11 protein-coding genes and 1 riboswitch are annotated in these 16,353 nt (G+C 70.4%); of the genes, 7 read left to right on the plus strand and 4 right to left on the minus strand.

Annotation, left to right across the window (positions count from 1 at the left end; all coding sequences use genetic code 11):
• Nucleotides 1-10: 10 nt before the first annotated feature.
• Together ACIPC1_RS30265 and ACIPC1_RS30270 are read left to right on the plus strand one after the other, a co-directional pair.
• Nucleotides 11-1,387, plus strand: coding sequence for an SWIM zinc finger family protein (locus ACIPC1_RS30265; protein WP_402522641.1), 1,377 nt, complete (start codon nt 11-13; stop codon nt 1,385-1,387).
• A gap of 35 nt (nt 1,388-1,422) precedes the next feature.
• Nucleotides 1,423-3,090, plus strand: coding sequence for a DUF5691 domain-containing protein (locus tag ACIPC1_RS30270; protein WP_402522643.1), 1,668 nt, complete (start codon nt 1,423-1,425; stop codon nt 3,088-3,090).
• A 443-nt stretch (nt 3,091-3,533) separates the two neighbouring features.
• On the opposite strand, the gene ACIPC1_RS30275 is transcribed toward ACIPC1_RS30270, so the two are convergent.
• Nucleotides 3,534-3,950 (minus strand): cobalamin B12-binding domain-containing protein, encoded by a 417-nt coding sequence (locus tag ACIPC1_RS30275; RefSeq protein ID WP_402522646.1) that lies wholly within the window; start codon nt 3,948-3,950, stop codon nt 3,534-3,536.
• A 772-nt stretch (nt 3,951-4,722) separates the two neighbouring features.
• On the opposite strand from ACIPC1_RS30275, the gene ACIPC1_RS30280 reads away from it, so the two are divergent.
• Both ACIPC1_RS30280 and ACIPC1_RS30285 read left to right on the plus strand, forming a co-directional pair.
• On the plus strand, nt 4,723-5,586 hold the full coding sequence (locus tag ACIPC1_RS30280) for an esterase/lipase family protein (protein WP_402522648.1): 864 nt from the start codon (nt 4,723-4,725) through the stop codon (nt 5,584-5,586).
• Nucleotides 5,587-5,917: 331 nt separating this feature from the next.
• Complete coding sequence (locus ACIPC1_RS30285; RefSeq protein WP_402522650.1) at nt 5,918-7,483, plus strand: peptidoglycan DD-metalloendopeptidase family protein; 1,566 nt, start codon at nt 5,918-5,920, stop codon at nt 7,481-7,483.
• Nucleotides 7,484-7,538: 55 nt separating this feature from the next.
• Here the strand turns inward: ACIPC1_RS30285 and pcrA are convergent, their stop codons facing one another.
• Nucleotides 7,539-10,031 carry a DNA helicase PcrA gene (pcrA, locus tag ACIPC1_RS30290; protein WP_402522653.1) on the minus strand — a complete coding sequence of 831 codons (2,493 nt, stop codon included), beginning with the start codon at nt 10,029-10,031 and terminating at the stop codon, nt 7,539-7,541.
• Nucleotides 10,032-10,508: 477 nt separating this feature from the next.
• Nucleotides 10,509-10,680, plus strand: a riboswitch (cyclic di-AMP (ydaO/yuaA leader).
• 7 nt (nt 10,681-10,687) lie between these two features.
• Between pcrA and ACIPC1_RS30295 the strand changes: the two genes are divergently transcribed.
• Nucleotides 10,688-11,836 carry an NlpC/P60 family protein gene (locus tag ACIPC1_RS30295; protein WP_402522656.1) on the plus strand — a complete coding sequence of 383 codons (1,149 nt, stop codon included), beginning with the start codon at nt 10,688-10,690 and terminating at the stop codon, nt 11,834-11,836.
• Nucleotides 11,837-11,995: 159 nt separating this feature from the next.
• A complete protein-coding gene (locus tag ACIPC1_RS30300) occupies nt 11,996-12,949 on the plus strand; it encodes a tellurite resistance/C4-dicarboxylate transporter family protein (RefSeq protein ID WP_402522659.1) in 954 nt (317 codons plus the stop codon).
• A gap of 49 nt (nt 12,950-12,998) precedes the next feature.
• On the opposite strand, the gene ACIPC1_RS30305 is transcribed toward ACIPC1_RS30300, so the two are convergent.
• A complete protein-coding gene (locus ACIPC1_RS30305; RefSeq protein WP_385736960.1) occupies nt 12,999-13,352 on the minus strand; it encodes a hypothetical protein in 354 nt (117 codons plus the stop codon).
• 402 nt (nt 13,353-13,754) lie between these two features.
• Here ACIPC1_RS30305 and ACIPC1_RS30310 point away from each other — a divergent pair, with 402 nt between their 5' ends.
• Nucleotides 13,755-14,822 carry an NlpC/P60 family protein gene (locus tag ACIPC1_RS30310; protein WP_402522662.1) on the plus strand — a complete coding sequence of 356 codons (1,068 nt, stop codon included), beginning with the start codon at nt 13,755-13,757 and terminating at the stop codon, nt 14,820-14,822.
• Nucleotides 14,823-14,841: 19 nt separating this feature from the next.
• Here ACIPC1_RS30310 and ACIPC1_RS30315 read toward each other — a convergent pair whose 3' ends face one another.
• Nucleotides 14,842-16,344 carry a PLP-dependent aminotransferase family protein gene (locus ACIPC1_RS30315; RefSeq protein ID WP_402522664.1) on the minus strand — a complete coding sequence of 501 codons (1,503 nt, stop codon included), beginning with the start codon at nt 16,342-16,344 and terminating at the stop codon, nt 14,842-14,844.
• Nucleotides 16,345-16,353: the final 9 nt, after the last annotated feature.

Consider the following 16,353-nt stretch of genomic DNA (forward strand, 5'->3'; position numbering starts at 1 on the left):
CTTCGATGACATGACTCAGCAGGGGGTGCGCTGGACTGCGGATCAGGTGCTGGCACTGGCGCCTGACGCAGCGTCACGCAAAGCGGGAAGCAAGCTCGGCGCGACCGGGCCGTGGTCGGAGGCAGGCAGTTCTGACGAGGGGACGGTATGGGGACTGTGCGCGGGAAGTGGCAGCAAGCCGTATCAGACGGTCATCGATATCGCGGACTCCACCGGGCCCGCGTACAAGTGCAGTTGCCCCAGCCGCAAGTTCCCGTGCAAGCACGCGCTCGGGCTGCTGCTGCTCTGGGCGGGCGAGGAGGGCACGGTGCCGCGGGGGCATGCGCCGGACTGGGCGGAGCAGTGGATAGCCGGGAGACAACAGCGCGCGGCGGGGAGGGCGACGACGACGGGCGGGGCATCTGGGACGGCCTCGTCGGGTGATCCGGAGGGTGCGCGGCGCCGGGCGGAGCGGCGGGCCGAGCGGATCACGGCGGGCGCGGCGGAGTTGGAGCAGCGGCTGGCGGATCTGCTGCGGGGCGGCCTCGCCGGAGCCGAGCAGGCCGGGTACGGGCAGTGGGAGGAGACGGCGGCCCGGATGGTCGACGCGCAGGCACCTGGACTGGCCGCGCGGGTGCGGGAGTTGGGGGCGATCCCGTCGTCCGGCCCGGGCTGGCCGGTGCGGCTTCTGGAGGAGTGCGCGCTGCTGCACCTCCTCGATCAGGGCTGGCTGCGGCGCGAGCGTCTGCCGGACGGTCTTGCCATGACGGTCCGTTCCCGGATCGGGCTGCCCGGTTCGGCGGACGGCCCGCCGGTGCGTGACCACTGGCTGGTCCTGGCTCAGTACGACACGGCGGACAGCCGTCTCACCACACGCAGGATCTGGCTGCACGGATCGGAGTCCGGCCGCACCGCGCTGCTCCTCTCCTACGGAGCCACCGGCCGCGCACCGGAACTGGCTCTGCCCGTCGGGCTGGCCTTCGAGGCGGAGCTGTCCGCGTATGCCGGCGCCGGGCAGCTACGAGCAGCCCTCGGCGAACAGTTCACACCACCGACCCCCACCACCACACGGCCACCGGGAGTCTCCACACCCCAGGCGGCGTCCCGCTACGGCGATGCTCTGCGGGCCGATCCCTGGCTCGACTCCTACCCCGTCACCCTGGACCGGGTCATACCGACCCCGGACGGCGACACAACCGCGGTCGCACCCCGCTGGCAACTGGCCGATGCCGACGGTGACCTGGCCCTGCCCATCGCCCCTGCACGCCACTCCCTCCCCGGCCTGTGGCGCCTCGCCGCTCTCTCCGGCGGCGCTCCCGTCACCGTTTTCGGCGAGTGCGGCCACCACGGCTTCACTCCGCTGACGGCCTGGCCGCAGGGCCCGGGAGAGGCGGTGTCGCTGTGCTGACCACCCACCTCCCTACGGAAAGGATGCCGACGCTCATGAACACGACCTCTGTTCCAGCGGGCGCGCCCGTCGGGGGCTCCTGGGAGGACCTCGTCACGGTGGCGCTGCTCGGGACCGAGCGGCGAACGCCTCCAGGGTGCGGGCCGGGACAGGACGCACCGATGGCTTTGCTGGACGCGGCCGCCGTGGAGACCTTGCGGCGGCGGGCCGGGGTGCGGCCAGCGCGGGCAGCGGCCCGACCCGAGCAGGCGGCGCCGGATCCACGCCCGCCCCTGCCACCCGCTGCCGCACACAGACTCACGCTGCTGCTGACGGACCGGCCCGGCACCGGGGGCAGCGGCCGCAGAGGGACGGCACCGGACCTCATGGAACTGCTGCCGCAGTGGCTCGCCCTGGCCAATGCGCGCGGCTTCGCGGCACCCCCGCAAGCCCTGCCCGCTCTCCTGGACGCGGCCCGGGGCCGTACGGATCTACGCCCGGCCGCGCTGACCTTCGCCGGGCCGCGCGCCCTGTGGCTGGCACGGCTGAACCCGGACTGGCGCTTCGTACTGCGCTCCACGCCGGGCGGCGGTACGGCGCTCCCGGACCCCGCTGAGCCCATGGGTGTCCCCCCGCTCGAAGGGAGCCAAGAGCCGGGGAGCATACAACTGCTCTGGCAGGAAGGCCTGTTCGCCGAGCGGGTCGCGCTGCTTACGGCGATACGGACCCGGCAGCCGGCGGCCGCCCGCGAGCTGCTCACCACGACATGGGCGACCGAGCGGGCCGAGGACCGGCTGATGTTCCTCGACTCACTGCGGTCGAAGCTGGGCGCGGCCGACGAGCCTTTCCTGGAACAGGCACTCGCCGACCGGAGCCGCAACGTACGTGCGACGGCGGCGGAGTTGCTGTCCGCACTGCCGGAATCGGCGCTCGCCGCGCGGATGGCGGCCCGAGCGGGTTCCTGCGTGGCCGTCGACCGCACCCAGGGCACCCCCACCATCGTGGTCGAGGCACCGCACGAGTGCGACCCGGGCATGGAGCGGGACGGTGTGGTGCCGAAGGCTCCCGCCGGGCGAGGCGAACGGTCCTGGTGGCTGGGCCAGTTGGTCGAGGCGGCGCCGCTCGCGACCTGGCCGCGACGACTGGGCGGACGTACGCCGGAGGACATCGTCGCCCTGCCCGTGGCGGACGACTGGCAGGGAGAGTTGCATGCCGCGTGGTGCCGGGCGGCGGTGCGGCAGCGGGATCCGGGGTGGTCCAGGGCGCTCCTCGGGGCGCCCTCGGCCCCCGAGGCCGGGGGGCCGGGAGCGGTGTCCCTGGCGGAGCGGTCGAAACTCCTCGCCACGTTGGGCTCCGCCGAGCGGGCCGAGTGGGTGGCCGGGTTCATCGGCACGCACGGGTTGTCCGAGGCGTTTCAGTTGCTCGGGGCGTGTGCGGTGCCCTGGGCGGGGCCGTTGGGGAGGGCGGTGGTCGACGCGCTCGACATCGCGCGGGACGCGGGGAGTTACCCCTGGAGTTTCAGTGGGGTCATGGGGCTGGCCGAGCGTTGCCTCGACCCCGCGGAGGCCATACGACTCGAAGCACTCACGGGCGTCCCCGACGAGCCGGAACACGCCGCCCCCGGCGCCGGCAGCTACTGGTCCGAGGCCTTCCAACGCCTCGTCACCACCCTCCGCCTACGCGCCACGATGACCAAGGAACTCACCCCACCCGACCCGACGTAAAGCAGTTTCCTCGCCCCCGACGCCCCTACCCATCCCGTACCCGGGGCTCCGCCACAGACCCCCACCGTCCGAAGAGCTCGTCCTCAAACGCCGGACAGCCTAGAGATCTCTTCAGCCCCGCCGGGGCTGAAGAGCTCAACGACCGCCGGGCCGGAGCCGAAAAGCATTGCCGCCACCCCACGACCCGCACCCGCCGGACGGCGGAAGGGGGCGTGCCGGTACGTCCAGATGCCCGTCGCGTACGCCCGCGTCACCGAACCCCCGCACCCTTGCCCGACGTCTGATCCGTCGGCGACGGGCGGGACGTACCGGCACGCCCCCGACCCACCCACCAGACGTACCGGACAGCGCACACCGGCACGGGCACCGGCACCCGCGCCCGCACCGGACAGCGCGCACCCGCACCGAACAGCACCCACCCCCACAAGGCGCCCCCGCCAGCCCTACGCCCCGGCCGGCTGCCGAACATTCGCCCGCACCCAGTCCACGATCGACCCGGTGGTCGCCCCCGGAGTGAAGATCTCCGCGACCCCCTTCTCCTTGAGCGGAGCAATGTCCGCCTCGGGAATGATCCCGCCGCCGAAGACCTTGATGTCCTCCGCGTCGCGCTCCTTGAGGAGGTCGATGACGGCCGAGAACAGCGTGTTGTGGGCGCCGGACAGGATCGAGAGACCGATCGCGTCGGCGTCCTCCTGGATCGCGGTGTCGACGATCTGCTCGGGAGTCTGATGGAGCCCGGTATAGATGACCTCCATACCGGCGTCACGCAGCGCACGCGCGATCACCTTGGCCCCTCGATCGTGGCCGTCGAGCCCCGGCTTGGCCACCACCACGCGGATCGGACCGGCTGCCACACCCATCACTGCCTCCATGAACCGACTACGCCAACCTGCACCAACACACACCGACAGATATCGCACATTCCGTCGCTCGACGCACCATGCGCGCACCACCAGACACACACCACACGCGCGCCACGCACACATTCGCGCGCGCCTACGGCACAGGCCTCCGCACCACACCCAGCCCGACGAAGTGAACGAACGTTATCCCCAGCATCCCGCAACCGGCAGTTTCGCGGTGGATACCGAGGGGGAAATCACACGGTGGGACAAGTTCGCCGCGCACCGCTCCGGGTTCCTGCGGCACACGCACCGCATGGACCCGCGGCGCATGAACCACAGCCGGAGCCTGCGCAAGGAGAGCCGCTATCAGGTGGCCGCACCACGGCGTCGTCAGCGGGACACCGCAGTGGTGGGGCACATCGGCGATGGCACGACAGCGGGGAGCCAGACCCGTACGAGGACGACAAGGACCGAGGGCCCCGCCGCATACCGGAGGAGCCCACCGTCGCACAGTCGGCGACGGCAGGAACCCACGTCACCCCCGACGGAACGGACCCCGTCGCGTCGACCGGCGCCCCACGCGCCACAGACGTACCGTCGCGACACCACCGACACCGGCCGAACGACCGCCGAGCCGGGCCGATCCCGGCCCGGCGTCGACCGGGGATCGGTCCGGCTCGACCCGGCAAATAGCCGACGTCGACCGAGCCACCACCGGCATACGCGACTCTCCACGAGTGCACACGGGGGACAGAGCCGTCCTCCGCGTGCCGACAGGAGGTCGGCCATGAAGGTCACCAGGGCAGCGTTGCCCTTTCTTCCCCTCTGCCAGCGCCTTTTTCCGAGCAAGCTGGCAGGACTCTCGATGGTTCTCCTGAAGGCGACAGCCCTGGAGATCGCGATCCTCGCCGGGCACCTCCTCCTCTACCCGTCGGGCATGGCCCAGGAGCGCCGCGCCACTCCCGCGCTCCCCTCACCGGACACCACGCGACTGCCCACGGAGGCCAAGCCCCCGGTCGTCCTCCTGCACGGCTTCATCGACAACCGCTCGGTCTTCGTCCTGTTGCGCCGCAACCTCGCCCAGCACGGCAGGCAGCACATCGAGTCGCTCAACTACTCGCCGCTGACATGCGACATCCGCCCCGCCGCGGAGCTGCTCGGCCGGCACATAGAGGAGATCTGCGAGCGCACGGGCCAGGACCGCGTGGACATCGTCGGGCACAGCCTCGGCGGACTGATCGCGCGTTACTACGTGCAGCGCCTCGGCGGTGACGCGCACGTACGCACCCTCGTCACACTCGGCACACCGCACTCGGGCACCCGCGTCGCCCCGTTGATGAACGCACACCCGATCGTCCGTCAGATGCGCCCGGGCTCCGAGGTGATCGAGGAACTGCGCAGGCCCGCGCCGGGCTGCCGTACGCGTTTCGTGAGCTTCTGGAGCGACCTCGACCAGCTGATGGACCCTTTGGAGACGGCCTGCGTCGATCACCCGGACCTGCTCGCGCAGAACGTACGGGTGAGTGGTGTCGGGCATCTCGCCCTGCCCGTGCATCCCGCCGTCGCGACCGGCATACGGCAGGCGTTGGACACCGAGGAACCGACAGCCCAGGTCGCCGTCCAGACCGGTGGCGGTCTCACAGTCGCCTGACGATGGCGTGACGGTCACCCCGTAGAGCAAGACGAGAGCAAGACGAGAGCGAGACGAAAGTGAGCCGAGCGCGAGACCAGAGCGAGCCGCGCGCGAGTTAAAGAGCGCGTCGACAGCTGGCCGAGAGCGGCCTGACAGCAACCAGACAGCCGTCCGCAATCGAACGCTGATCGAACGCCAGGCCAAAGCCGTGCCCGCAGTCCCCCGAAACACCGCCGAATGCCCGTTTCCTACGAGGGGGAAACCTGCGGAAGATTGTCGCGCCCGCGTACTGCCGGGTACAGTCACCGCACTGCTCTGCCAGCCCCTGTTGTCGGCGAAAGAGAAGTTGGTGAACGACCGTCCTCCGTCGGGGATTGCCACTCCCCCGGCCCCGGCTTCCGATGTCGCCTCGACGCCTTATGCGTCGTACGGCGGGCAGGAAGCCCAGTACGGCGACTTCACCACGTACGACAGTTATCCCGCCACCGGTTTTGAAGCGGGCTCCAACGCCACCTATGCGACCGGGCACTTCGAAACGCCGGCCTTCGAGACGACGAGCTTCGCGACCGACCCCCTCTTCGGCAACATGCCGGGCGACGGCACGGGTTCGTACGACGCCACGCAGTGGAGCACGGACGGCCACCAGACACTGGGCACCGGCAGCCACCAGACGCTGAACTACGACCCGTACGCGGCGCAGCACCAGGCCGCCTACGACACCGGCAGCTACGAAACGACGACGTGGGCGGCCGGTTACCAGCAGCTCGCCGACGTTCCCGCGCAGCACCCCAACCCGGACACCTCGGGCCAGTGGGACGCGAACGCCTGGCTCCACCCCGAGCAGTCGGCCGACCTGACCCAGCAGTGGAGCGCACCCACCCAGGAAACGGGCGCGTACGACGCCACGCAGTGGAACTCCGCCGGTGGCCAGGACGCGTACGAACACGAACACGCTCAGCACGAGTCCTACGAGCATCAGCCCGAGCCCGAACCCCTCGACCAGCAGGCGACCTCGACCTTCGAGCAGGTCCGGTACGAGCAACCCGCCGCCGCGGAGGACGAGTTCGAGAGGCCGACCGACAGGCGCGACGAGGGTGACGAGCCCGAGGTGCCGCTACTGCTCGACGACATGGAAGAAGTGACCCCGGCCCCGCGATCCGTGTCGCGGTCCGCCGCCCGCTCCCGTCGCCGTAGCCCCGCGAAGCGTTCCGCGCTGCTGACCGTGGCCGTTCCCTCGGCCTGTGTGATGGGCGTGGCGGGGATCGCCGCCGCTTCGGTGGTGAGCGTCGACGGGGACGAGACCAAAGAAACGACGCTCAGCGCGTCCGACGCGACCGCGGTGAAGCCGTCCGCCGCGAACAACAAGCTGGACACTCAGCTTCAGAGTCTCTCCGCGGGCGCGGACGACTTCGCCGACCGGGCGAGCCGCACGCAGGAACGTATCGACCTCGAGGCCGAGCAGGAGGCCGAGCGGAAGAAGGCGGCGGAGGCGGCTGCGACCAAGGAGCGGCTGCGTCCGAAGTTCGCGCTGCCGGTGGCGCAGCACGGGCTCAGCGCCTACTTCGGCCAGGCGGGCGTCAACTGGATGTCGATCCACACCGGCATCGACTTCCCGGTGCCGTACGGCACGACGGTGATGGCCGCGACCGACGGGACCGTCCGGACGCAGTGGAACAGCGCGTACGGCAACATGATGATCGTGACCGCGATGGACGGCACGGAGACGTGGTACTGCCACCTCTCCAGCTATCAGGTCGCGTCCGGTACGACCGTGAAGGCCGGCGACCCGATCGCGAACTCCGGGAACTCCGGCAACTCCACCGGCCCGCACCTGCACTTCGAGGTCCGCCCGGCAGGCGGCTCGGCGATCGACCCTCTGCCATGGCTACGCAGCCACGGCCTGGACCCGACGTAACCGCCGGACCCCAACCCTCGCCTCCAACCCCTCCCCCGCACCCCCGCCGACGTACCTACAGCTTCTCCACCGGCGCGTACCGCAGCAGCAACCGCTTCGGCTTCGGCTCCCCGAAGTCGACCGTCGCCTCGGCGTTCGCGCCCGTCCCCTTCACCTCGACGACCGTGCCCAGGCCGAACTGGTCGTGCGTGACCCGGTCGCCGACCGCCAGCGACACCACCGGCTTCTCCGCGATACCTCGTCGCGTCGCGAACCCGGAGGCACCCGAGGCCGCGGACCGTGAACGCGAGGACGACAGCGACGACGACAGTGAAGCCGCCACGCCCGACACGGGGTTCGCCGAGGCGGGACCCATCGCACCCGTGCGCTTCCACTCCAGGTGGGCCTCCGGGATCTCCTCCAGGAAGCGGGACGGCGGGTTGTACGAGGGCTGCCCCCACGCACTGCGCAGGGACGACCGCGTCAGATACAGCCGCTCCCGCGCGCGCGTGATGCCGACGTACGCAAGGCGCCGCTCCTCCTCCAGCTCCTTGACCTGGCCCAGCGCGCGCATGTGCGGGAAGACGCCGTCCTCCATACCCGTGAGGAACACCACGGGAAACTCAAGGCCCTTGGCGGTGTGCAGGGTCATGAGGGTGATGACGCCGTTGCCGTCCTCCTCGTCGGGGATCTGGTCGGAGTCGGCGACGAGCGCGACCCGCTCAAGGAAGGCAGCGAGGCCGGCCGGGGTCTCGCCCTCACCGGTCTCCTGCTCGAACTCCAGGGCGACGGCGGCGAGTTCCTGAAGGTTCTCGATCCGGGTCTCGTCCTGTGGATCGGTGGACGCCTGCAACTCGGCGAGGTAGCCGGTGCGTTCGAGTACGGCCTCCAGGACGGTGGCCGGGCCCGCGCCCGACTCCACGATCGTCCGCAGGTCCTCCATCAGCGTGTTGAACCGCTTGACCGCGTTCGTGGAGCGGGCCGCCATTCCGTAGGCCTCGTCCACGCGTCGCAGCGCCTGCGGGAAACTGATCTTCTCACGCTGCGAGAGGGCGTCGATCATCGCCTCGGCGCGGTCACCGATACCGCGCTTGGGGACGTTGAGAATCCGGCGCATGGGAACGGAGTCCTCCGGGTTCGACAGCACCCGCAGATAGGCGAGGACGTCCCGGACCTCCTTGCGCTCGTAGAAGCGGACACCGCCGACGACCTTGTAGGGCAGGCCGACGCGGATGAAGACCTCTTCGAAGACACGGGACTGGGCGTTCGTACGGTAGAAGACCGCGACATCGCCCGCCTTGGCGTCGCCCGCGTCGGTGAGACGGTCTATTTCGTCGGCGACGAACTGGGCCTCGTCGTGCTCGGTGTCGGCGACGTAGCCGGTGATGTTCGAACCCGCGCCCGCGTTCGTCCACAGGTTCTTGGGGCGGCGGGATTCGTTGCGCTCGATGACCGCGTTGGCCGCGCTGAGGATCGTCTGGGTGGAGCGGTAGTTCTGCTCCAGGAGGATCGTCGTCGCGTTCGGGTAGTCCTCCTCGAACTGGAGGATGTTGCGGATGGTGGCACCGCGGAAGGCGTAGATCGACTGGTCGGCGTCGCCCACGACGCACAGCTCGGCGGGCGGCAGGTCGTGCTGGCTGGGCGGGACGTCCACGGGGTGCTCGGAGGTGCCGACGAGTTCGCGCACCAGGGCGTACTGCGCGTGGTTGGTGTCCTGGTACTCGTCCACCAGGACGTGCCGGAAGCGGCGGTGGTAGTACTCGGCGACGTCCGGGAAGGCGCGCAGCAGGTTGACCGTCGTCATGATCAGGTCGTCGAAGTCGAGCGCGTTGGCCTCGCGCAGCCGCGACTGGTACATCCCGTAGGCCTGGGCGAGGGTCTTCTCGAAACCGTCGGTGGCCTGGGCGGCGAAGTCCTCCTCGTCGATCAGCTCGTTCTTCAGGTTCGAGATCTTGGCGCTGAAGGACTTCGGCGGGAAACGCTTCGGATCGAGGTCCAGGTCACGGCAGACCAGGGCCATGAGCCGCTTGCTGTCGGCGGCGTCGTAGATCGAGAACGACGAGGTGAAGCCGAGCCTCTTGCTCTCGCGGCGCAGGATCCGTACGCACGCGCTGTGGAAGGTCATCACCCACATGGCGTTGGCGCGCGGGCCGACGAGGTGCTCGACGCGCTCCTTCATCTCGCCCGCGGCCTTGTTGGTGAAGGTGATCGCGAGGATCTGGCCGGGGTGGACATGGCGCTCGCCCAGCAGATAGGCGATCCGGTGCGTGAGCACGCGGGTCTTGCCGGAGCCCGCACCGGCCACGATGAGCAGGGGGGAGTCGGAGTGCGCCACAGCCGCGCGCTGGTTCTCGTTCAGCCCGTCCAGGAGCGCGGCCGCGTCCACGACGGGGCGCGGGGCGCCGTCGCGGTAGTACGCGTCGCGGCTCGGCGGCACGTCGAAGCGGCCGCCGAACAGGTCGTCCGGAAGCGGCTCGGCCGTCCCGTCCTCGGGCGGCGGGGGCTCTTCCTCATGGGCCGCCGAGGGCTTGAGGTCCGCCAGGAAGCTGTCATCAAAGAGGCTGCTCATCGCTCTCCGAGTCTAGGCGGCCCCACTGACACCCCGCCGCCACCCCGAAAACTCGACCAGAACTCGTGACGGTACTCAGCGGCCGAGGGGCCCTCAGACCCGACGGCCCTCCGGAACCGCACCGTTACAGCCTGCGACCAGCCAGGCCAAACCGCACGCCTTCCCCGCCATGCACCCTCCCGTCGTACGCATTCCAGCCCGTGCACATTCCCGCCCGTGCACATTCCAGCCGTACGAGTTCACGGCGACGCCCGCCGGGGCGGCACCCCGCCGCGACCGCCCGAAAGAGAGCGAGGACATCGCCCTCCGCGCAACTCACCCGATATCCCGCCGAATTGACGAGGGGTGACGAACCTCATGACTAAGGTCACGAAAATGTATCGGGCATTTCGAACATCAACCTTCACAGAAGCCGCACGAGTTGGCTAGCGTGCTGATCAGGCCGCCCGACCCCCACCGGCGAACGTCGCCGGGCCGCGGTGGCCTCCGCCGAATTCGGTGCGCCCTCGTGGCAGCCGGAACCGGGGACCCACCGAACTTGGGGTGAATCGGTCCAACTGCCTTGTCGGGCAGAGACCGTAGGGCAACCCTTCCGAACCACCCGCCCGAACCCGACAGCTAACCCGGTAGGCGGATGATGGAAGGAGTCGCCTCCCTTGGCGTCGCAACGCAAATGGTTCCCGGGTTCGCGCGTGGCGGGCACGGCCCCCGCTCTCGCCACGGCGGCCCTCACTTCGGTGGCCCTGCTCTCCCAGACGGCGAACGCCGCGCCCTCCGAAGAGTCCAAGCCGAGCCTCGAAGAGGTCGAGAAGAAGGTCGACGACCTCTACCGGCAGGCCGAATCGGCCACCGACAAGTACAACGCGGCCAAGGAGAAGACCACCAAGCAGCGCAAGAAGGTCGACACCCTCCTCGACGACGTCGCCCAGCGCACGGAGAAGCTCAACACCGCGCGTGAGGAGCTGGGCTCGGTCGCCGCGACGCAGTACCGCACCGGGGCCGCGACCCCCGACGCCGCCTCCCTCCTGCTGGCGGACAATCCGCAGGACTACTTCGACCAGACCCAGCTGATGAGCCGTCTGACCGACCGCCGGAAGGCGGCTGTCGACGACTACGTCACGGAGCAGGCCGCCGCCACCGAGACGCGTACGGAGGCCTCCCGGAGCCTGGAGACGCTGACCACCTCGCAGAACGCCCTACAGGCGTCCAAGACCGACGTCCAGCAGAAGCTCGCCAAGGCGCGCGAGCTGCTCTCGCAGCTGACCGTCGAGGAGAAGGCGCGGCTCGCCGCGATCGAGGAGGAGCAGCGCAGGGCGGCCGAGCGCAAGGCGGCGGAGCTGGCGCAGCAGCAGGCAGCCGCCGCGGCACAGGCGGCCCAGGAGTCGTCGTCGAGCGCGACGACCGGCACCTCCTCCGGCTCGGCCACCGCCGCCGACGCCGCGTACGCGACGAAGGCCGCCAAGGCCCTCTCGTACGCCCGCGGTCAGGTCGGCAAGCCGTACGTCTGGGGCGCCACCGGCCCCGGCTCGTATGACTGCTCGGGCCTCACCCAAGCCGCCTGGAGGGCCGCCGACGTCATCCTCCCGCGCGTCACCTACGACCAGGTGACCGCCGGCACGACCGTCTCCCTCTCCGAAGCCCAGCCCGGCGACCTGGTCTTCTTCTACGGCGACGTCAGCCACGTCGGCCTCTACATGGGCAACGGCATGATGATCCACGCCCCGAAGCCGGGCGCGTACGTCCGCGAGGAGTCGATCTTCTACGACGGCGAGTCGGCCATCCACAGCGTGGTACGGCCCGCGTAACCCATCGCCCGCGCGACACCTTCCGCGGGGCACGCACGCGCGTGGAGCACGTTTTCGTGTTCCACGCGCGTGCGTGCCCCGCGTTTTCCTCTCCCGTTCCTCATCCCGCGCGCGCGTGCCCCGCGGGCAACCCGCCCGAAGATCCTTGGCATCGGGCCCATGCCGGCCATCTCCCAGCTCCGCACCTGGTGGGCCGAGTGGCCGCCGGCCGCCGGTGCCGCCGTCATGGCGACCGGCATCATCTCGCTCGGGTTGCATCTGACCGGCTACGAGACGCTGTCCCGTGCCGCACTGGCCCTGACGTCCGTCGCCTGGCTCGCGCTCGCCGCGGACTTCGTCGTACGGCTGGTACGGGACCGGTCGCGCTGGGCGACGGAGGCGAGCACGCCCCCCGCGCTCACCGCCGTCGCGGCGACGACGGTGCTCGGCATGCGGCTGTCCGCGCTGGGGTGGCAGGAGGTCGCCGAGGCCCTGCTGGCACTGTCGGCCGTGCTGTGGCCGGCGCTGCTCCTCGCCGTCGTACGGCACTGGAGTCGTCGTATGCCGGGCGGGGTGTTCCTCGTGTGCGTGGCCACGCAGGGGCTCTCCGTGCTGGGCGCCACGCTCGCCGCGGCCGTGGGCGCGGACTGGCTCGCGCATGCCGCGCTGGTGCTGTTCTGGCTCGGGATCGTGCTCTACGGGGTGGCGTTCGCGCGCTTCGACATCAGGGAGGTGGGGACGGGCGCCGGGGACCACTGGATCGCGGGCGGCGCACTCGCCGTCTCGGCGCTGGCCGGGGCCAGGCTCGTCGCGGCACACAACGTCGACGCGTACCTGTGGAACGGCGACGACAACGGCGTCCTGCGCGCCACCACCACCGCCCTGCTCGTCCTCGGCCTCGCCTGGTCCTGCGTCCTGGCCGCCGCGGAACTGGCCCGGCCACGCCTTCGCTACGACGTGCGGCGCTGGGCGACCGTGTTCCCCTTGGGGATGACGGCGGTGGCGACCCTGGCGGTCTCGACCGCCCTCGACGTCTCGTGGACCGAGGGGCTGGGAGAGGTACTGCTGTGGATCGCGGTGGCCGTCTGGTCGGCGGTGGCGGTCGGGGCCGTCAGATCCGCAGCACCACGCTGAATCAGGTCCGCAGCACCGCGATGACTCAGGTCCGCAGCACCGCGATGAATCAGGTCCACAACACCGCGATGAAGATGTTCGCCGTCGTCAGGAGTCCGACGAGCCCGAAGAGCCCCTTCTCCACCTTCTCGTCGTCGCGCTTCACATAGACGAGCCCCAGGATCACGATCAGCAGCGCCAGCTTCACGCCGATCTTGATGTTGTTGACCGGCTGGTCGTCCGCCTGGTTGAGGCCGACCAGCACGACGCCCGTGACCAGCATGGTCAGCGCGCCGTGCAGCATCGCGGGGACGAAACGGGCCGTGCCCCGGCCCATCGCCTTCATCTGAGTGAGGAAGCCACCGAGGAGCGAGGCGATGCCGATGATGTGCAGGCCGACGAAGAGATGGATGAGTACGTCCATGAGGCCGGAGCCTATTCGTGCACCCTGGTCCCTCTTGTCACCGGCCCACCCCGTGTAACCCATAGCACCGGCGCACGCCCGGTTGTCCCGGATTCGCCGCATCGGTCATCACACTCGGTGAAGTCGACGTCATCGCATGGGTTTTACAGCCATTTGTGGTCATCGAGTGATCCAGTGGCGCCAATTGCGTACATGGCGTTACCGAGCCCTCACGCTCAGGTTTAGCGTCCTCCACCAGGTGCCCGGCTCCCCATCGCCGCCCCGGCCAGGGGCGGCAACCGGACACCTCGCCGAGAAGGTCCGGCGGCGGCCCGCTCCCCCTGTGCGGGCCGCCGCCGGACGCGTAACCGCTGACCGCCCGGGCTTTTGCTCCGGCGGCCGTACGGAAGGATGTGGGCCCTCGTGGCAGCGCACCGCAAGCCCAAGCAGCGCTCGCTCGGCGGAAGCAAGGCCCGCACAGCCGCGACGATCGCCCTCGCGGGCGCGGCGACGGCCACCGCCTTCGACGGGACGGGGTACGCCGAGCCCCAGCTGTCGACGGCACAGGTGAAGGCCAAGGTCGACAGGTTGTACGAGGAGGCGGAGGTCGCCACCGAGAAGTACAACGGCGCCAAGGAGAAGGCCGGCAAGGCGGCGGAGCGGCTCAGCATACTCCAGGACGAGGCGGCACGCAAGGAGGACCGCCTCAACTCGGCGCGCGACGCGCTGGGTTCGATCGCCGCCTCGCAGTACCGCAACGGCGGCCTCGACCCGGCGCTACAACTCGCGCTCTCCGACGATCCCGACCAGTACCTGGAAGGTGCCGCGTTCGCCGAACGAGCGGGCAGCAGGCAGGCGGCTGCCGTGGAGGGCGTACGTCAACAGCTGAGGGAGATCGCGCAGTTGCGCGGGGCAGCGCACGTCGAGCTGACCTCGCTCACGTCGCGGCAGGCCGAGCTGAAGCGGCACAAGAAGACGGTCACCGGGAAACTCGACGCGGCACGGCAGCTGTTGGGCCGCCTGAGCGACGAAGAGCGCGCCCGGTTCGGGGAATCCGATGACTCGGGCGACCGCGCCACGCGCTCCTCAGCTCGTGACCTGACCAGCCCGGCGGCCCCGGCCGGTTCCGTCGCCGCCCCCAACTCCCGTGCGGCAGCCGCCGTCTCGTACGCCTACGGGAAGCTCGGCAGCCCCTACGTCTGGGGCGCCACCGGACCCGACGCCTTCGACTGCTCCGGCCTCTCCCAGGCCGCGTACCGCGCCGCAGGCATCGCGCTCCCCCGGACGACCTACTCCCAGATCAACGCCGGCCGCCGTGTCGCACGCTCCGAGCTCCTCCCGGGCGACCTGGTCTTCTTCTACTCGGGCATCAGCCATGTGGGCATCTACGTGGGCAACGGCCAGATGATCCACGCCCCCAACCCGAGCGCGCCGGTACGACTGGCTCCGGTCGACCAGATGCCGTTCGCGGGGGCTGCCCGGGTGGCGTGAGGGGGTACGCGGCACGGTCTCAGCGGACTTCCTGCAACGCGTCGCCGAGTGCTGCCACGCCCTCGACGATGGCGGGCGCGGAGGATGCGGCGTAGCCGAGGAGCAGGCCGGGCGGACCTGCGCGTTGCCGGTGCCAGGACAGTGGGTGAACCTTCACGCCACGGACCAGCGTGGCCGCCGCAAGCTCCGTGTCCAGGAACCGCGCTCCGTCGGTTTCCCGCCCCTCGAAGGTGATCAGGAGGTGGAGACCCGCCGCGGCGCCGTGGACGACAGCGCCCGGCAGCCGGTCCCGGATCGCCGCGATCATGGCATCGCGGCGGCGGCGATGACGGCGGCGCAACAGCCTTAGATGCCGGTCCAGTTCGCCCGACTCCATGAGCCGGGCGAGTACGAGTTGGGGCAGGGCGGGGTTGCCGAGGTCGGCGAAGCGTTTCGCGGCGATCAGCGCGTCCCGGTAGCGGAGCGGCGGGAGCACCCATCCCGTACGCAGGGCGGGAGCCAGCAGTTTGGACACGCTGCCCGCGTAGCCGACCTGCTCCGGCAGCATCGACCGCAGCGCGGGCACGGGCGACCGATCGTAACGGTGCTCGGCGTCGTAGTCGTCCTCCACTATCAGTCCGCCGTCCCCGGCCCATTGCATCAGCTCCCGGCGCCGTGCGCCCCCGAGCACCACCCCGGTTGGGAACTGGTGCGCCGGAGTAAGCAACACAGCGCCGTATGCACTCAGTTCGTCCACCCGGATGCCCTCGGCGTCGACGGACACCGGCGGCGTACGGAGCCCTTGCCGTTGCAGATGCTGCCGGACCCCGAGCGAGCCGGGGTCCTCCACCGCGATCTCCTCCACGCCGTCCTCGCGCAACACCTGCCCGAGCAGCGCCAGCGCCTGCGCGGTCCCCGCGACGACGATCACCTCGTCCGGCTCGGCCCTGATCCCCCGGTTCCGTGCCAGCCAGTGCGCCACGGCTCGCCGCAACTCCGGCGTCCCGCACGGATCCCCGTAACCGAACCCCGAAGCGGACAGCCCCCCGAACACCTCCCGCTCAGCACGCAGCCAGGCCGCCCGGGGGAAGGCCGTGAGGTCGGGAACGCCGGGCGAGAGGTCGATACGGGCGGGGGCGGAGCGGATCAGGTCGAAGATGTCGTCGCCTGGAACGTCGGCGAACAGGCTCCGCCGGCCGCGCTGTTGAGGTGCGAAGGTCGACCGTGACGTGTCGGCGGGCGCCGCCACGACCACCGTCCCGTTCCGGCCCCGGCCCTCCACACGCCCGTCCTCGGACAGCCGCTGGTACGCCTCCGTCACCACCCCGCGCGAGACACGGAGCTCGGCGGCAAGGACCCGCGTCGCCGGGAGCCGGCTCCCGACAGGCAGCCGTCCGTCGGAGACCGCCCGCCGCAACTGCCCCGCCAGCCAGTCGGCACGACCACGGAGCGGGGCCTGACCGATGTCGAGTTGGAGAAAGTCCGACCCGGACGCCTCGGTGATTATGGACCTGTCTTCAGGATCCCCATTGGACCTGTTCACCGAGCCATT

Source organism: Streptomyces sp. NPDC087263, from assembly GCF_044744645.1.
GTDB lineage: Bacteria > Actinomycetota > Actinomycetes > Streptomycetales > Streptomycetaceae > Streptomyces.